Here is a 17,258-nt window from a genome sequence, read left to right as displayed (position 1 = left end):
AAAAAATCATGAAAATTAAGAATGTGGTTGTTATAGGCTCAGGTACTATGGGAAGCGGTATTGCTGCTCATTTATGTAATGCAAATATTCCTGTAACTCTTTTAGATTTGACTACAGAAATTTCTACAAATGCAAGAGACAGAATTCACAAATCAAGACCACCACTCTTAATTGATAAAACTAAAATAAATAACATTAAAGTTGGAAACATAAATGATAACTTTGATGTTGTTAAAGATGCAGATTGGATTGTAGAAGCTGTAGTTGAAAGAATTGATATTAAACACAAAATTTATGAAAGGATATTTCAAGCTAGAAAAGATGGAGCAATAGTATCATCAAATACTTCTTCAATACCAATTAAAGTTTTATCTGAAAATCTTACTGATAAAGAAAAAAAAGATTTTTGTATTACTCATTTTTTTAATCCAGTTAGGTATATGGGTTTATTAGAAATAGTTAAAAATGAAAATAATGATTTAAATAAAATTAATAGTCTAAAAGAATTTTGTGAAGTTGAATTAGGGAAAGGTGCAATTGTTTGTAATGACACCCCAGGCTTTTTAGGAAATAGAGTAGGTGTTTATGCAATGCAAATTGCTATGACAGAAGCATTTTATATGAAACTTTCTGTTGAAGAAGCAGATGCAATTTTTGGAAGACCAATGGGAATACCAAAAACAGGAGTTTTTGGTTTATATGATTTAATTGGTATAGATTTAATGGCAGATGTTTTAAAAAGCTTTATCAAGGAACTTTCTGAGACAGATAAATTTCACATTGTAGCTCAAGAAATTCCATTAGTTAAAAAACTTATCGATACAGGATATACAGGAAGAAAAGGTAAAGGTGGTTTTTATAGAATAAATAAAGAAGGTGGATCAAAAGTTTTAGAGGCTTTGAATTTAGAAACAGGAGAATATTCACCCAGCAAAAAAATTGATGTTAAATCAGACAAGGTTGATCTTAATGCTTTAATAAATAGAGGCGATAAATACGGGGAGTATGCATGGTCTGTTTTATCAAAAATAATTAAATATGCATCATCTCTAGTTCCAGAAATTACAAAAGATTTTAATGATATTGATGAAGCGATGAGACTAGGCTTTAATTGGGCAAAAGGCCCCTTTGAAATGTTAGAAGAAATAGGAGTTGAAAATTTTTTTAGCAAAATTGATGAATTTAAGGGAAATAAATTTTTGGAGGAATTGTCAAAAACAAAAGATGAAAAATTTTACGGGGAAAGACAAAAATACACAAATATTGAAACAGTTGGAAAAGTAAAAAGAAAAGCCCAAAGTGTTGATGGAAATAGCTCAGCACAAATTTATAGATTTAAAGATTACAATATAGTTGAGTTTACTACCAAAGCTAATGCATTGGATTATGATTCAATGGACGCTTTAAAAAAAGCTACTGACAAACCTTTAATTATTATTAATGAAAGTATGCAATTTTCAGCAGGAGTAAATTTAACTTACACAATGAATTTTGCTGACAAAGGTGATTTTAAATCTATAGAAAAGTTTATTAAATATTTTCAAGATACCTGTAAGCATTTGAAATATTCAAAATATCCAGTAATTTCTGCTCCCTCAGGATTAACTTTAGGAGGTGGATTTGAGGTTTTAGTTCAAAGTAATTTTGTAGCTTCTCATACTAATATTGTAATTGGTTTAGTCGAAACTATCGTAGGTTTGATACCTGCTGGAGGCGGTTGCAAAGAAATGTTGGCAAGGTGGTCTGAAACTGAAGAAGCTAAAAAAGATCCAAATTATGCGCCGTTAAAAGTCTTTGATATTATTGGATATGGAAAAACAGCTACATCGCCTGTTGAGGCAGTTCCTATGAAATACCTAAAACCTGAAGATAAAACTATAATGAATAGAAATAGCTTACTTGAGGTTTCAAAAAAAATATTAGATGAAAATAAGAATTTCACTCCAACTGAAGAATTGAAATTTAACTTACCTGGAGAAAGTGTAAGAGGAGAAATGCATAAAATTTTAGAAAAACTTTATAATGATAAAGTTATATTAGATCATGGTGTTGAAGTTGCAAAAGAATTAGCATATGTGTTGAGTGGTGGAGATACAACAGTTGAAAAAACTTTATCAGAAGATGATTTATTTAAATTAGAGCTAGATGCTTTCATGAGACTTATAGAAACTAAGAAAACTCAAGAAAGAATTAAGCACACCCTCGCTACAGGAAAACCTTTAGTCAACTAACATTCTTAATGAATTAATGAAATCTGGTCTTAGGACATAGACAGATTTATCTAGGTATTTAATTGTCCTCAATGTTTCTAATCCATATAAAACTTTTCCAATAGGTGTGTATTCACCTTCGTATAATGGCTCATCTTGAAGAGTTATAAAAAATTGACTGTCTTCAGTATTATATCTTTGACTTCTTGCTAGTGCTACACTTCCAGCATCATAATCAAAATCTTTATCTACTTCAGAATTTATAGTTCCCAAACCAGATTTACCTGTACCAATTTTTCCATAATCGATGTTATTTCGTTTTCCAAATTCAACATCACCTGTTTGAACTAATTTATCTTTAATTACCCTATGAAAAGCAACATCGTCATAAACTTTAGATTTGATTAAAGTTTTAAATCTTTCTACAGAATTAGGTGAGAGATCAGGATATAGCTCTATAATCACATTTCCACAATCTATATTAAGTACTGCTATATTTTCTGGATTATCAAATACTAAATTTTTTGGATCGAAATCTTCAATAAATAAACATTTATTTTTTAAAAGAAAAAATGAAGTTATAGTGAAAGTTGCTAAAGTTAAGATAAATATAAAAATAATCTTTTCAGATCTAGATGGTTTGATCTTATTAATCATAATTTAAATTTTTTATCTAATTCTTGAATTTTAGATTTTAAAAATTTAATTTTATTTTCTAATATTGGATCATCATTATTTGGAATTAATCCCATCATTATGTGTGAGAATACTTCTGCCATATCCTCAGATGCTGTAGATTGAGAGTATTCTGTAATAAATCCATTTGTTTTTAAGTAAGTATCTAATCCAAGCTTTTCAGTACATGTAGAACATTCTGCATAATTGAAGTCGTTATTATTGAATTTTGACCAATCATCATAATTAAATAAGTCTTTATAACTATCGTTAATTATATGGAAAACCTCATGATGAATAACTCTTTCAAAGTATTTTTGATTAAACTTAATGTCAATGATTAGAGTTTTCATTACATTATCTGGAATTCCAGCTGTATTTATTCCTGAAATCGATAAATCTTCACAAAGAACAATATATTTCAAATTTATTTTTTTTAAAAATTCCTTTGAATACCTATCTAGGTTTTTCTTAATGACCGTATATTTTTCATCTAAATCTTCTTGAGACGAATTAAAACAATTTATATTGTTCTTCACACCAATAGTAAAAGGTTGTTTAGCGTACAAGTATCTTAATTTATTCTCATTTTTTAAATTATAGATTTCAAGATTTGGTATCTTGATGAGCTCATAAATTGTGTTTGCATGAGTGGAAAAACACAAAAGTATCAATATAAAAAAAGATTTAATTAACCTCATAATTTTGATAATTGAAGATATTCCAATTTAAAAGAATGTGGTAGGCTTAATTAATGAAAAAAGAGAAAAATAAAAATCCTATTCAACCAGTTAGTGGAACTAAAGTTCCAAGATATGCTGGACCATCAACATTTGCAAGATTACCTGAGTTAAGAGATGTTGAAAGTTGTGATGTAGCAATTGTTGGAGTTCCTTTCGATGCTGGAACTAGCTACAGACCAGGCGCTAGATTTGGACCACAAAGTATTCGTCAAGCTTCAAGACATTTAAGAACTAATTATCATCCAAGTTATGATGTTGAACCATTTAAAATTCAACAAGTTGCGGATGCTGGAGATATTGCCTGTAATCCATTTAGTATTGATGAAGCTATAAAACAAATAGAAGTTGGTGCTACAGATTTATTGAATAAAGTTGGTGGAATTATCAGCTTAGGTGGTGACCACACAATTGCAGTTCCATTATTAAGAGCAATAAATAAAAAAATGAATGGACCAGTATCTTTAGTTCATTTTGATGCTCATTTAGATACTTGGGATACTTATTTTGGTGCACCTTATACTCACGGAACTCCATTTAGAAGAGCAAGAGAAGAAGGTCTATTTTTAGATGATGCCTCAATGCATGTTGGAATAAGAGGCCCTCTTTATAGTAGAGATGACATTAAAAATGATGAAAGTTTTGGATTTAAAATTATTCACTGTGATGAATTTCAAACAGAAGGTACAGATAAAATTGCTGAAAGAATAAGAAAGAGAGTAGGTGATAATCCTCTTTATTTATCAATTGATATTGATGTTTTAGATCCAGCTTTTGCACCAGGAACTGGCACACCTGAGATAGCGGGAATGACAACTAGAGAAATGGTAAATGTTCTAAGAGGTTTATCAGGATTAAATTTAGTTTCAGCTGACGTTGTAGAAGTTTCACCAGCTTACGACCATGCAGAAGTTACTTCTCTTGCAGCTGCAACAATAGTTTACGAATTAACAAATTTATTTGCAAAAACATAATGAAAGGATAGTTTTAATCATGTTAGATAAAAAAAATTTTTATATCAATGGACAGTGGGTAAAACCTAGTAGTTCTGAAGAAATTAAAGTAATAGATCCTGCAACAGAAGAAAACTGCGCAGTGATATCTTTAGGAAATCAACAAGATGTAGATGCTGCAGTGGGTGCTGCGAAAAAAGCTTTTGAGACTTGGGCTTTTAGTCCAAAAGAGGAAAGAATAAGTTTATTAGAAAAATTATATGAAGTTTATAAAAAAAGATGGGCCGATATTGCTGAAGCAATTACTATGGAGATGGGAGCACCAAAAGATTTTTCAACAAAACTACAAGCTGGAACAGGTGCCGCTCATATTAAATCTTTTATAAAATATTTAAAAAACTTTGAGTTTGAAAAACCATTAGGTGAACATGCGCCAAATCAAAGAATTCTTTATGAGCCAAAAGGTGTCTGTACTTTAATTACACCGTGGAATTGGCCAATGAACCAAGTATGTTTAAAAGTTGTACCTGCACTTGCATCTGGTTGCACAATGATTTTAAAACCATCAGAATTAGCACCATTATCATCTATGATACTTGCTGAACTCATAGATGAAGTTAAATTTCCAGCAGGGGTATTTAATTTAGTGAATGGAGATGGTGCCACAACAGGAAATGCATTAACCGCACACCCTGATGTAAATATGATTTCATTTACTGGATCAACTAGAGCAGGAGCTTTAATTTCACAAAATGCAGCAAAAGATTTTAAAAGAGTTAGCTTAGAACTAGGTGGCAAAGGTGCAAATATTATTTTTAATGACGCAGATCCAGAAGCAATTGAAAGAGGAGCTTTAAGATGTTTTAGAAATTCTGGTCAGTCGTGTAATGCACCAACAAGAATGCTCGTTGAAAAATCAATGTATAAAGAAGCTGTTGAAAGACTTAAGAAATACGCTGAAAATTTTGAAGTAGGTGATCCTAAAAAAGAAGGTGAACATATAGGGCCTGTTATTTCAGAAACTCAATTCAACAAAATTCAAACTCTTATTCAAAAAGGGATTGATGAAGGAGCAAAATTAGTTGCAGGTGGAGTTGGAAAACCTGATGGTTTGGAAAAGGGATATTTTGTTAAACCAACAGTTTTTGCTGATGTTAATAATAATATGGAAGTAGCAAGAACTGAAATTTTTGGGCCGGTATTATCTGTTATGCCTTTTGAAAATGAGGAAGAAGCAATTAAAATTGCAAATGATACTCCTTATGGACTTACAAATTATATCCAAACACAAGATCCAGAAAAAGTTAAAAGAGTTGCTAGAAAACTTCGTTCAGGAATGGTTGATGTTAATGGTGTAGGAATAGCAGTTGATGCGCCCTTCGGTGGTTATAAACACTCTGGTATTGGTCGGGAAGCTGGAGCACATGGTTTGGAAGAATTTTTAGAAGTTAAAGCAGTAGGTGGTTGGAATTAATTAATAGATTTATTTTTTATTCCATCTAAAAAATTCAAACATTTCTTTAGTTCATTAAGTTCTATAAATTCGTCTATTTTATGGGCTTGTTCAATTGAACCTGGACCACAAACAACCGTGCTAATACCAACTTCTTGAAAAAGACCAGCTTCAGTTCCAAATGACACAACTTCTCTAGAGTTATCACCTGTTATAGATGATACAAATTCACAAGCCTCAGACTCATCTAATTTTTCAAAACCTACAACTTCTCCAATAATTTCTTTCTTTATATATGAGTCAGGGAAAACTTTTTTCATATCAGGTAAAAGTTTTTCACTTACAAATTTTTCTATTTCTTGAGTGACAAAATCTCCATCAGCTTTATTGACTGGTCTTGTCTCCCATTCGACTTTGCATTTATCGGCGATAACATTATGTGCTATTCCACCAGATATTCCTCCTATAGATAAAGTAGAGTGAGGTGGATCAAAGATACAATCCTTAGGTGCTCTTTTAATTAATTCTTGTCTTAATTCCAAAAGTTTATTTATATATCTTGATGCATATTCAATTGCATTTACACCCATATGAGGTTTTGAACTGTGTCCTGCAAGTCCACCAAAGTGAACTGTGTATTCATTCATTCCTTTATGAGCATCAATTATTTTCATATTTGTTGGTTCTCCAATTATACAAATCCCATTTTTGATATCTCTTTTTTTAAGCTCTTTAATTAATAAAGGAGCACCAATACATGCAGTTTCTTCATCAAATGTATAACAAAAGTGAATATCACGATCTAAATTACTTTTTTTAAAGACAGGCGCAAAGGCTAATGTGCAAGCAATAAACCCTTTCATATCACAAGATCCCCTTCCATATAATTTTTCATCTTTTATTGTTGCTGTAAATGGATCTGAGGACCATCCTTTTGAGACAGGAACAACATCTGTATGTCCAGATAAAATTATAGGTTTCTTACCGTTAGTTTTTTTTGCTTTTAAAGTTCCAAATAAATTTACCCTTTTTTCTTCATCATCAAAAACTTTGAAAGTTTCAATACCAAGTTCGTTAAGAATTTTTTCACAATAATTAATTAATTCACTATTATCTGTTCCAGAAACAGTTTGAAAAGCTATAAGATCAGTTAAGATCTTGATTGATTTTTCGTATAAATTGTTATCTATAGCCATAGTAAAACTTAATTATACATTATTATTATGAAACCTCAAATAACCTACGATATTTATGAAAAATTAGATATTAGACTTGGGACAGTTTTGTCAGTAAAAAAAAATGAAAAAGCCAGAAAACCTTCATTAGTAGTAGAAGTTGATTTTGGAAAAGACATTGGAGTAAAAACATCTTCAGCACAAATTACACATTACTATAATTCTGATAATTTGGTTGGAAAACAAGTAATAGGCGTTTGTAATTTTCCAGAAAAAAATATTGCAGGTGTTAAATCTCAATTTCTACTTTTAGGTTCAATTGATGAAGAAGGCAAAGTAACACTTTTACATCCATCACAAAAAGCAGAAAACGGTTTACCGATAGCTTAAAATGCATCCAGAAATTTTATCTATAAGTTTATTTTGGTTTGTGGCAGCATATACTCCAGGCCCAAATAATGTTGTGGCATCTTATTCTGGGTTTAATTTTGGTGTAACCAAAACGATTCCTCATATTTTAGGTGTAACTCTGGGATTTACATCATTGGTTCTTTTTTTAACAATTGGTTTAATTAATATTTTTAAATTATTTCCAATTATTCAAGAGATAATTAAATATCTTGGAACATTATTTCTTGTATATCTAGCTTATAAGATTGCCTCTTCAACTCGATCAGATGAAGTAAAAAAAGATAACCCAGTAAAGTTTATTGAAACATTTTTATTTCAATACTTAAATCCCAAAGGAGTAATGGTTGGTATAATTGTTGTATCAACTTATGTTGAATTAGGAGAAAATTATCTTAATTATGCGACTCAAGTTGTTCTACTTGCCTTTTTATTCTCGTCTACCAGTATTACTTTATGGACATTTATTGGTAAATTTTTAAGGAAATTCGCGACAAATGAGAAATTTATAAAATACTTTAATTATGTTATGTCAGGACTTCTTTTATTAAGCATAATAACATTTTATATATAACTATGAAACCAGGAAATAAAAACTCATACAACTCACTATCAAACTTAAATATTAACGGAAAAGATTATAAATATTACTCTCTAAAAAAAGCAGAAGAGAATGGATTAGACGGTATCTCAAAACTACCAAAATCAATAAAAGTTTTATTAGAAAACTTACTTAGGTATGAAGATGATTTGTCAGTTACAAAAGCTCAAATAGAAGCTATCAAATCTTGGTTGAAAGATAAAAAGTCTAAAACGGAAATAGCTTATAGACCTGCACGAGTTTTATTACAGGACTATACTGGTATTCCAGCAGTTGCTGATTTGGCAGCAATGAGAGAAGCAGTTAAGGAGAAAGATAAAGATCCTAGTACAATAAACCCTTTATCAGCTGTTGATCTAGTTATTGACCACTCTGTTCAAGTTGATCAATCAGCAAAAGCTGATTCATTTGAAAAAAATGTAGATATTGAATTTCAAAGAAACGGAGAAAGATACTCATTTTTAAAGTGGGGACAAAGTGCTTTTAATAACTTTAGAATTGTTCCTCCAGGAACTGGTATATGTCACCAAGTAAATTTAGAATACTTATCAAAAGTAGTTTGGTCTGAAGAATTCAAAGGAGATAAATATTTATTTCCAGATACTTTAGTTGGAACTGACAGTCATACTACAATGGTTAATGGACTATCAGTTTTAGGATGGGGAGTTGGAGGAATTGAAGCTGAAGCAGGAATGTTAGGTCAACCAATTTCAATGTTAATCCCCGAAGTTATTGGGTTTGAAGTAACAAATAAAATGCCAGAAGGAACAACAGCAACAGATCTAGTTTTAACAGTTGTTAAAATGTTAAGAGATAAGGGTGTGGTTGGAAAATTTGTTGAGTTTTATGGCGAAGGATTAAAAAATTTAACATTAGCAGATAGAGCAACTATTGCAAATATGGCTCCCGAATATGGTGCAACATGTGGTTTTTTTCCTGTTGATGATGAAACATTAAAGTACTTAGAATTTTCAGGAAGAGATAAAGATACAGTTAAAATAGTAGAAGCATATGCTAAAGAGCAAGGTTTATGGGCAAGCGATCAAATAGAATTTACTGACAAAATATCTTTAGATATGTCAACAATTGTTCCAACAATTTCAGGTCCAAAGAGACCTCAAGATAAAGTTTTATTAACAGATGCTTCAACGAGTTTTAATAAAGTTTATGAAGAAGCAACTAATAGTAAGGAGAAAAAAATTGCGAAAGTTGAAAATTCTGATTATGAAATTAAAGATGGTTCTATTTTAATTGCAGCCATTACTTCTTGTACGAACACTTCTAATCCAAACGTATTAATTGGAGCTGGTCTTTTAGCTAAAAAAGCAATTGAAAAAGGATTGAATGTAAAACCTTGGGTAAAAACGTCTTTAGCTCCTGGCTCACAAGTCGTAACAGATTATCTCGAAAAAGCTGGTCTCAATTCATATTTAGATCAATTAGGATTTAACCTTGTTGGATACGGCTGCACAACTTGTATTGGAAACTCTGGACCATTGGCTGATAATATTGTGAGCGCAATTCAAAAAGAAAATTTATATGCAGTCTCAGTTTTATCAGGAAATAGAAATTTTGAGGGAAGAATTTCTCCACATATCAAAGCAAATTATCTTGCTTCACCACCACTTGTCGTAGCATATGCGTTAGCTGGTGATATGGATTTTGATCTTTACAAAGATTCATTTGGTAAAGATAAAGATGGCAATGATGTTTATTTAAAAGATATCTGGCCTTCTAATAAAGAAATTGAGGATACATTGAAATCATCTCTTAACGCTGAAATGTTTGTCAAAAGATATTCTAATGTTTCAGAAGGTCCAAAGCAGTGGCAACAAATTAGCACTGAAAAAAGTGATATTTATAATTGGGACGAGGGCTCAACGTATGTGAAAAAACCCCCTTTCTTTGAAAACTTATCTGATGATCCAGAAGGTTTTAAAGCATTAAAGGATGCGAGACCATTATTAATTCTAGGCGATATGGTAACAACTGACCATATATCTCCAGCTGGAAACATTCAAAAAGATAGCCCCACTGGTGAGTATTTTATGAAACACCAAATTCAACAAAAAGATTTTAATTCTTATGGTTCTAGACGTGGAAATCATGAAGTTATGATGAGAGGAACTTTTGCAAATATTAGAATTAGAAATGAAATGGCTCCTGGAACAGAAGGTGGGTTTACAAAATTATATCCAGAAGAAAAAGTTATGCCAGTTTACGATGCTGTGGTTGAATACAAAAAAAGAGGAACAGATCTGGTAGTTATTGGTGGTAAAGAATACGGCACAGGATCATCTAGAGATTGGGCAGCAAAAGGAACTAAACTTTTGGGTGTTAAAGCAGTAATTGCAGAAAGTTTTGAGAGAATACATAGGTCAAATTTAATAGGTATGGGTATATTGCCATTACAATTTACAGAAGGTATGGATAGAAAAACTCTTAAATTGATAGGCTCAGAGTTAATAAGCGTTGTGGAATTAGAAAAAGGAATTAATCCATCTGACAAAGTAAAAATAGAAATTAAATACGCCTCTGGAGAAAGCAAGACTATAGATACGCTATGTAGAATAGATACCAAGAATGAATTAGAATATTATAAAAATGGTGGAATTTTACAATACGTTCTTAGAAATATGATCTAGTTATGAATGAGGAAATAGATTTAATTAATACAAATACCAGAAATGAAAAAATTAAAAATTTTTTTATTAACAATAAATCAAAGATAATTTCAGCTATAATTGTTGTAGTTATTTTATTTGTAATAATTTTTGCTTTTGGTGAATATCAAAAGAAATTAAAAAAAGAAATTTCAGATAAATTTAATTCTGCAACTATTAGTTACAATGTTGAAAATAAAGATAAAACTTTCCAGCTACTGGTAGAAGTTATTAATTCTAAAAACCCCACATATTCTCCATTAGCCTTATATTTTATTATTGATAATAAATTAAGTGAAGACAAAAACGAAATTAACAATTTTTTCAACATATTAATCGAGGAAACTTCGTTGGAAGATGAAATAAAGAATTTAGTAATTTATAAGAAAGCTTTGTTTAGTGCTGACAGTGTGGATGAAATTGAACTTTTAAATATTCTTAAACCTATAAATAATTCTAATAGTGTATGGAAATCTCATTCTTTATATTTAATTGCAGAATATTTTTTTTCTAAAGGGGAAAAACAAAAAGCAAAAGAATTTTTTGAACAAATACAAGCTTTAGAAAACGCAAATTCAGAGATTAAAATACAATCACAAAAAAGATTAAATAGAGATCTAAGTGAATAAAATATTTTCATTAGTTTTTTTTATATTTCTCTTATCAAATTGTTCTTTTAATAAAAATTCAAGTTTCTGGTCTCAAAGTAAAAAAATAATTTCAGAAGATAATCCAAATAGAATTATTAAGTTTGAAGAAGATGAAGCAATAAGTTTAGAATTAAATCCCGAATTAGAAATTAAACTAACAAATCAACCTAATGAAAATTATTTTGAAAATAATTTAGATAACAACAATGGAAGAGTTGATTTCAATAGTGATTTAGATCAAATTTCAAAATTTAAATTTTCTAAAATTAAAGACTTTTACAAATATGATCCAAAAATTTCATTTACAAATAATGGAATTATTTTTTTTGATAAAAAAGGAACCATATTTATGTTTGATAACCAATCAAATTTAATCTGGTCAACCAATATATATACAAAAAAAGAGATGAAATTGAATCCAGTTCTTCAATTTGTAAATAATGGAAGTGTATTAATCGTAACCGATAGTATCGCTAAGTATTATTCATTAGACTTAAATGATGGAAAATTGATTTGGTCTAAAATAAATAAAGCTCCTTTTAATTCACAAATTAAAATTCAGGATGATAATTTTTTTACAGTAGATTTTGAAAATACTATAAGAAGTTTTTCAATTAAAGATGGATCAGAAAATTGGAACGTAAAAACAGATAATTCTCTAGTAAGATCACAAAAGAAATTATCAGTTGTTATTGTTAATGATGTTTTATATTTTAATAATTCATTGGGAGATGTAACAGCAATTGATATGAATGAAGGTAGTTTGATTTGGCAAACACCAACACAAAGCAGTTTAATTTACGAAAATGCTTTTTCTCTAAAATCATCTGATTTAATTGCAGATGATAAAAGCTTGTATATTTCAAATAATAAAAACCAGTTTTTTTCTGTTGATATGAAAACAGGAATTGTGAATTGGGAAAATAAGATTAATTCTAATCTCAGATCAACAATTGTTGAAAATTTAATTTTTTCAATTTCTCTAGAAGGCTATTTAGTAATTACCGAAAAGAATACCGGAAATATTATCAGAGTTACGGACATATTTAAGGGCATAAAAGAAAAAAAAAGATCTAAAATAAAACCTATTGGCTTTGTTGTTGGGCTAGACAAAATTTATCTCACAACAAGTAATGGGAAGTTATTTATTCTCGATACAATAAGCGGCAAAACAACATCCATTTTAAAAGTAGACTCTGAACAAGTTTCTAGACCATTTATTTCAAATCAAAGTTTATATATAGTTAAAGATAATGCTGTAATTAAACTGAATTAATGTTTTTAAAAATTTTAGAAAAATTAGGGAAAAAAAGAGTAGTGTTAGACAGAGGTCCCTCACATCCAAGATATGATTTGGCTAAACCATGGATGAATAGATATTATTTGCTATTTCGAAACAGACCTAGATGGTTTCCATTTAATATTTTAATTCATGAGATGCTAGATGATGACCATGGTGATGGTGTTCACAATCATATGTGTCCATATATTACAATTATTTTACGTGGTGGATATTGGGAAACAACAAAAGACGGAAAATTTTGGAGAAAACCAGGATATGTAGGATTTCGCTCTGCAAATACTTATCATAGAGTAGATCTTGAAAAAGGGACTAAAAAACCACTCACAATATTTATACCTGGACCCTTTGGGTTAAGAAAAGGTCCAAGAGCAAAATATAATTTCAACTTCAACAATGAGTAGTCTAAATGATCGATTTTTAGATTATTGTAAATCTAATGGATTTGAGGTTAATCAAGGTCAAATTCAAATCATCAAGCAGTTTGAAAATTTTAAAGATAAATATTTAGATTCATCCTTTCTAGATATTTTCAAGAATAAAAAAGAAAAAAAATTGGGAATTTATTTACATGGAGATGTGGGTGTGGGTAAAACTATGTTACTAAATTTTTTCTTTAACAGTCTACAGATAAAAAAACAAAGACTTCATTTTAATGAATTTATGATCAAATTTCATGATTTTAAATTTAATAATTCAAATCAGGATAAAATTATAGAGTCTTTTGTTAAAGAATTAAAAAAAGATTTAAATTTAATTTATTTTGATGAATTTCAAGTAACTAATATTGTTGATGCAATGATTTTAGGTAGATTGTTCCAGGAAATATTTAGTCAAAATATTTTTGTTTTTTTTTCGTCAAATATCAAAATTGAAAATCTGTATAAGGATGGACTTCAAAGAGATCAATTTATTCCATTTATTAAAATAATTAATAGGCATTGTGTTGAATTAGATCTTTCAATAGATAATGATTACAGATTAGAAAAAGGAGGAACTGAAAGATTTTTATCTCCACTTAATTCAACAAATAATTTTAAAGCGAATAAGTTTTTTAGAGAAATTACAAAGAATAAAAAACTTGAAAGAAAAATTTTTAAAATCAAAGGAAGAAATTTTGAAGTTGAAAACTTTTATGATGGTATTATCAGATTAGATTTTAAAGATTTATGTGATCGAAATGTTGGTGCTGAAGATTATATAGAAATTGCAAATAATTGTTCTTTTCTATTTATAGAAAATGTTCCAAATTTTTATGAAAATAATTCCAATCAACAACAAAGATTTATAATAATGATCGATATTTTGTATGAAAAAAATATTCCTTTATTAATTACTTCTGAAATAAATTTAAATGAATTTAATTCTTCTCAAAGTTTAAAAGACGTATTTAAAAGAACAATAAGTAGATTAAATGAATTAACATCAGTAAGGTATTTATAATGAAACAAACTTTTTATGAATTAAACATAAACACTAATAGCCAAAATTTATATGAGTTAACACCCAAGATATTGAATTGGATTGAGAAAAATAATTTTACTAATGGAATTTTAAATTTAAGCATTATGCACACTAGCGCCTCTCTTATTATTCAAGAAAATGCTGACCCAGATGTAAAGACAGATCTATTAAATTATTTTAATAAGTTGGTTCCAATGAATGAAAAAGATTATATTCATTCTACAGAAGGAAAAGATGATATGCCTGCTCATATCAAATCATCAATTACAAATAATCAAATTTCATTAAGTATCAAAGAAAAAAAATTATTACTTGGAACATGGCAGGGGATATTTCTTTTTGAACACAGAATTCACCCTCAACAAAGAACTGTAGTCCTTCATTATTTGGGTGATTAATTTTTTTTTAATGTTTGAAAAGCTTTAAGTGCGGCTGCTCTTGCTTCTTCATGAATAACAATTGGTTTAGGATAATTTTTTCCAATTATTGTACTTATAGACTCTTGATATTTAATTTCCATTTCCCACGGTTTATGAATAAATTTATCTGGAACTTTGTTTAATTCAGGCACCCATTTCTTTACATACAATCCTTTTTTATCAAATTTCTCTCCTTGGAGAATTGGGTTAAATATTCTGAAATAGGGAGCCGCATCAGCTCCACAACCGGCAACCCATTGCCATTGAGCAACGTTGTTAGCTTCATTAAAGTCTAAAAGACAATTCCTAAAATGTTTTTCTCCTTCCTGCCAGTTTATCCTAAGATGTTTTACGAGAAATGATCCCACTATCATTCTCACTCTATTATGCATCCAACCAGTTTCATATAATTCTCTCATACCAGCATCAACAATAGGATATCCAGTCATACCTTTTTTCCAAGCATTTAAAAATTTTTCATTTTTTACCCAAGGAAATTTATCAAATTCTTTTCTTAAATTTCCTTTTAACATTTCAGGAAAATAATTTATAAGACTGTGTGAGAATTCACGCCAACCTAATTCGTTTGTATATTTTTTTATATTGATATTTTTAGGTTTAATTTCTGAACATTTTTTGAAAATTTTTTCTACATGTATTTGTCCATGTTTAATATATGGTGAAAGTTTTGAAGTTCCATTTAAACTTGGTATGTCTCTATCTGTCCCATAGTTATTAATTTTATTTTTAATTAAATCTTCCAATAATTTATGTGACTCACTTTCAGATACATTCCAATATTTTTCAAATTTTTTGTACCAATTTTTTTTAGGTAATAAATCTTTTGATTCAATATTATTTTTAAAATAATTAAATTTTTTTTTTACTTTTTGTATTTTTGAAATTTTTGATGGTACTGAATTTAAGTATATTTCTTCAGCTACTCTCCAAAAAGGAGTAAATACTTTGAAGGGTGTTTGGTCTTTTTTAGTAACATCTTGATATTCATTTAAAATATTACCTTTGAAATATTTAAAGCTGATTTCATTTTTTAATAAAATATTATCTCTTATTTTTTTACCAAGATTAATAATTTCTGGTTCATAAATTTTATTCCAATAAAGGGTTATGTTATCTTTTTTTTTAATTTTTGATAAAATTTCAATTTCATCTCCTTTTTGAATTTCTAAATTGATATTTAAATTAGAAAGCTCTTTTGAAAAATTTTCTAAAGATTTAGAAATCCACCATAATTGAGCTTCTCTTTTATTATTAAAATTTTTTGGATTAAAAATGTAAAGAGCGACTATTTCCTCGTGATTTTGAGAAGCATGAGCAAGTGCTGGATTAAAATTAATCCTAAAATCTTCTCTGATCCATACAATTGCTTTATTAGACATTTTGAATCTTTCTCAGCCCTTCATTCAAAAGCTGATCATACATCTTTTGATCTGTTAAGCCTTCACAACCAATAAGAAGAATTTTTGAATTTTTATTGATTCCAATATCTTTTATTTTTTCTTGATCTTTCACTAGACTGATTAAAGAAATTATTCCAGGCACACCACATTCACCAGCGATTATTTTATTTTTTGAAAATTCTTCATTAGATAACAGAGCAACTGTTGAAGCAATTCCTTGATCTGAAATCGACAAACAATAATTAGATGAATTTTTTAAAATATCCCATGCAACTGCCGAAACATCTCCACACGACATACCTCCCATAATAGATTCTTTTTTGATATTAATTGAAGTTGGTTTAGAATTTTTAATACTTTCTAATACGCATTCAGCATCTTCAGGTTCAACAATAATAAAACTAGGAACATATTTAGAAAATTTTGCAAATCCAGCTATAGCTGCTGCAGCCATACCTCCAACACCAGCTTGTAAAAAAACATGAGTAATTTTTTCATCTTTAAGTTCATCTATAATCTCTTTAATCATAATTGAATAACCTGCCATGATATATTTTGGAACATCCATATAATTTTCCCAAGAAACATCTTGAACAATTTCCCAATTATTTTCTTTTGATTTTCTTAAACATTCCTTAAGAGAAGCATCATAATTACCTTTAACTCTTATCACTTCTGCACCCAACTCCCTCATTGCTGATGCTCTTTCTTCACTTACGAATTCACTGATAAAAATTTTACAATTTATTCCTAATTTTTGAGCACCCCATGCAACTGATCTTCCATGGTTACCAGCAGTAGCTGTTGCAACTGTATTGGTCTTTGTTTCTTTAACTATTTTGTCGACAGCAAAAGCTCCCCCTAATGCTTTGAATGACTTTAGATGAAATCTAAATCCCTCATCTTTATAGTAAATCTTATTTACATTTAAATAATTACTTAACTTATTTAATTCTACAAGTGGTGTAGGCTTATATGTTTCCCAAGAACAAATTGTTTTTGCTGCTTCTTCCATATATTCATTTGGAAGAGATTCTAAAATTTGACCTTTATTAAAATTATAATTTTTATTTTTTACAAAATTAGTGATTGAAAAAATACTACTCTTTAATATTGAGTTCATCTA

At 29.1% G+C, this 17,258-nt stretch carries 16 protein-coding genes; 11 read left to right on the top strand and 5 right to left on the bottom strand.

Going from position 1 to position 17,258, the window contains the following annotated elements; genetic code table 11:
• Positions 1-8 precede the first annotated feature (8 nt).
• Positions 9-2,231, top strand: coding sequence for a 3-hydroxyacyl-CoA dehydrogenase NAD-binding domain-containing protein (locus ACTT9U_RS06495; RefSeq protein ID WP_440932348.1), 2,223 nt, complete (start codon positions 9-11; stop codon positions 2,229-2,231).
• Here ACTT9U_RS06495 and ACTT9U_RS06490 read toward each other — a convergent pair.
• Both ACTT9U_RS06490 and ACTT9U_RS06485 read right to left on the bottom strand, forming a co-directional pair.
• Positions 2,220-2,867, bottom strand: coding sequence for a peptidylprolyl isomerase (locus ACTT9U_RS06490; protein WP_440932347.1), 648 nt, complete (start codon positions 2,865-2,867; stop codon positions 2,220-2,222). The two genes, ACTT9U_RS06495 and ACTT9U_RS06490, sit on opposite strands and share 12 nt — an antisense overlap.
• Positions 2,864-3,586 (bottom strand): putative zinc-binding metallopeptidase, encoded by a 723-nt coding sequence (locus ACTT9U_RS06485; RefSeq protein WP_440932346.1) that lies wholly within the window; start codon positions 3,584-3,586, stop codon positions 2,864-2,866. Before ACTT9U_RS06485 ends, ACTT9U_RS06490 begins: the two co-directional genes overlap by 4 nt.
• A 53-nt stretch (positions 3,587-3,639) precedes the next feature.
• Here ACTT9U_RS06485 and speB point away from each other — a divergent pair, with 53 nt between their 5' ends.
• Together speB and ACTT9U_RS06475 are read left to right on the top strand one after the other, a co-directional pair.
• Positions 3,640-4,599, top strand: coding sequence for an agmatinase (gene speB / locus ACTT9U_RS06480; protein WP_014953552.1), 960 nt, complete (start codon positions 3,640-3,642; stop codon positions 4,597-4,599).
• Positions 4,600-4,618: 19 nt separating this feature from the next.
• Positions 4,619-6,052 carry an aldehyde dehydrogenase family protein gene (locus ACTT9U_RS06475; RefSeq protein WP_440932345.1) on the top strand — a complete coding sequence of 478 codons (1,434 nt, stop codon included), beginning with the start codon at positions 4,619-4,621 and terminating at the stop codon, positions 6,050-6,052.
• On the opposite strand, the gene argE is transcribed toward ACTT9U_RS06475, so the two are convergent.
• On the bottom strand, positions 6,049-7,227 hold the full coding sequence (gene argE / locus ACTT9U_RS06470; RefSeq protein ID WP_440932344.1) for an acetylornithine deacetylase: 1,179 nt from the start codon (positions 7,225-7,227) through the stop codon (positions 6,049-6,051). The genes ACTT9U_RS06475 and argE overlap by 4 nt on opposite strands.
• Before the next feature lie 27 nt (positions 7,228-7,254).
• Here argE and ACTT9U_RS06465 point away from each other — a divergent pair, with 27 nt between their 5' ends.
• Genes ACTT9U_RS06465 through ACTT9U_RS06430 form a run of 8 tightly spaced genes read left to right on the top strand, consistent with a single transcriptional unit; the run spans position 7,255 to position 14,690 of the window.
• Positions 7,255-7,596, top strand: a complete 342-nt coding sequence (locus ACTT9U_RS06465) for a tRNA-binding protein (protein WP_440932343.1) — start codon at positions 7,255-7,257, stop codon at positions 7,594-7,596.
• Position 7,597: 1 nt separating this feature from the next.
• Positions 7,598-8,188 (top strand): LysE family translocator, encoded by a 591-nt coding sequence (locus ACTT9U_RS06460; RefSeq protein ID WP_440932342.1) that lies wholly within the window; start codon positions 7,598-7,600, stop codon positions 8,186-8,188.
• Between the two features lie 2 nt (positions 8,189-8,190).
• Positions 8,191-10,860 (top strand): aconitate hydratase AcnA, encoded by a 2,670-nt coding sequence (acnA, locus tag ACTT9U_RS06455; protein ID WP_440932341.1) that lies wholly within the window; start codon positions 8,191-8,193, stop codon positions 10,858-10,860.
• Positions 10,861-10,862: 2 nt separating this feature from the next.
• Positions 10,863-11,507, top strand: a complete 645-nt coding sequence (locus ACTT9U_RS06450) for a hypothetical protein (protein WP_440932340.1) — start codon at positions 10,863-10,865, stop codon at positions 11,505-11,507.
• The gene (locus ACTT9U_RS06445; RefSeq protein WP_440932339.1) at positions 11,500-12,804 is read left to right on the top strand and encodes an outer membrane protein assembly factor BamB family protein; all 1,305 of its coding nucleotides are present in this window, start codon (positions 11,500-11,502) and stop codon (positions 12,802-12,804) included. The genes ACTT9U_RS06450 and ACTT9U_RS06445 overlap by 8 nt, the downstream gene beginning before the upstream one ends.
• A complete protein-coding gene (locus ACTT9U_RS06440; protein WP_440932338.1) occupies positions 12,804-13,232 on the top strand; it encodes a hypothetical protein in 429 nt (142 codons plus the stop codon). The genes ACTT9U_RS06445 and ACTT9U_RS06440 overlap by 1 nt, the downstream gene beginning before the upstream one ends.
• Positions 13,225-14,271, top strand: coding sequence for a cell division protein ZapE (gene zapE, locus ACTT9U_RS06435; protein WP_440932337.1), 1,047 nt, complete (start codon positions 13,225-13,227; stop codon positions 14,269-14,271). Before ACTT9U_RS06440 ends, zapE begins: the two co-directional genes overlap by 8 nt.
• Positions 14,271-14,690 (top strand): secondary thiamine-phosphate synthase enzyme YjbQ, encoded by a 420-nt coding sequence (locus tag ACTT9U_RS06430; protein ID WP_440932336.1) that lies wholly within the window; start codon positions 14,271-14,273, stop codon positions 14,688-14,690. Before zapE ends, ACTT9U_RS06430 begins: the two co-directional genes overlap by 1 nt.
• Here ACTT9U_RS06430 and ACTT9U_RS06425 read toward each other — a convergent pair.
• Together ACTT9U_RS06425 and ACTT9U_RS06420 are read right to left on the bottom strand one after the other, a co-directional pair.
• Entirely contained in the window at positions 14,687-16,111 is a 1,425-nt protein-coding gene (locus tag ACTT9U_RS06425) for a cryptochrome/photolyase family protein (protein ID WP_440932335.1), read from the bottom strand. The genes ACTT9U_RS06430 and ACTT9U_RS06425 overlap by 4 nt on opposite strands.
• On the bottom strand, positions 16,104-17,255 hold the full coding sequence (locus tag ACTT9U_RS06420) for a diaminopropionate ammonia-lyase (RefSeq protein ID WP_440932334.1): 1,152 nt from the start codon (positions 17,253-17,255) through the stop codon (positions 16,104-16,106). Before ACTT9U_RS06420 ends, ACTT9U_RS06425 begins: the two co-directional genes overlap by 8 nt.
• Positions 17,256-17,258: the final 3 nt, after the last annotated feature.

Origin of the sequence: Candidatus Pelagibacter sp. (assembly GCF_052049975.1) — a bacterium.
Taxonomy (GTDB): domain Bacteria; phylum Pseudomonadota; class Alphaproteobacteria; order Pelagibacterales; family Pelagibacteraceae; genus Pelagibacter.
The sequence above is the reverse complement of the archived record's forward strand: the minus strand, read 5'-3'. Positions and strand labels throughout refer to the sequence as shown.

Coding starts and splice junctions, on each gene's coding strand:
- ACTT9U_RS06495 (WP_440932348.1), top strand. CDS start 9: ATGAAAATTAAGAATGTGGTTGTTATAGGCTCAGGTACTATGGGAAGC.
- ACTT9U_RS06490 (WP_440932347.1), bottom strand. CDS start 2,867: ATGATTAATAAGATCAAACCATCTAGATCTGAAAAGATTATTTTTATA.
- ACTT9U_RS06485 (WP_440932346.1), bottom strand. CDS start 3,586: ATGAGGTTAATTAAATCTTTTTTTATATTGATACTTTTGTGTTTTTCC.
- speB (WP_014953552.1), top strand. CDS start 3,640: ATGAAAAAAGAGAAAAATAAAAATCCTATTCAACCAGTTAGTGGAACT.
- ACTT9U_RS06475 (WP_440932345.1), top strand. CDS start 4,619: ATGTTAGATAAAAAAAATTTTTATATCAATGGACAGTGGGTAAAACCT.
- argE (WP_440932344.1), bottom strand. CDS start 7,227: ATGGCTATAGATAACAATTTATACGAAAAATCAATCAAGATCTTAACT.
- ACTT9U_RS06465 (WP_440932343.1), top strand. CDS start 7,255: ATGAAACCTCAAATAACCTACGATATTTATGAAAAATTAGATATTAGA.
- ACTT9U_RS06460 (WP_440932342.1), top strand. CDS start 7,598: ATGCATCCAGAAATTTTATCTATAAGTTTATTTTGGTTTGTGGCAGCA.
- acnA (WP_440932341.1), top strand. CDS start 8,191: ATGAAACCAGGAAATAAAAACTCATACAACTCACTATCAAACTTAAAT.
- ACTT9U_RS06450 (WP_440932340.1), top strand. CDS start 10,863: ATGAATGAGGAAATAGATTTAATTAATACAAATACCAGAAATGAAAAA.
- ACTT9U_RS06440 (WP_440932338.1), top strand. CDS start 12,804: ATGTTTTTAAAAATTTTAGAAAAATTAGGGAAAAAAAGAGTAGTGTTA.
- zapE (WP_440932337.1), top strand. CDS start 13,225: ATGAGTAGTCTAAATGATCGATTTTTAGATTATTGTAAATCTAATGGA.
- ACTT9U_RS06430 (WP_440932336.1), top strand. CDS start 14,271: ATGAAACAAACTTTTTATGAATTAAACATAAACACTAATAGCCAAAAT.
- ACTT9U_RS06425 (WP_440932335.1), bottom strand. CDS start 16,111: ATGTCTAATAAAGCAATTGTATGGATCAGAGAAGATTTTAGGATTAAT.
- ACTT9U_RS06420 (WP_440932334.1), bottom strand. CDS start 17,255: ATGAACTCAATATTAAAGAGTAGTATTTTTTCAATCACTAATTTTGTA.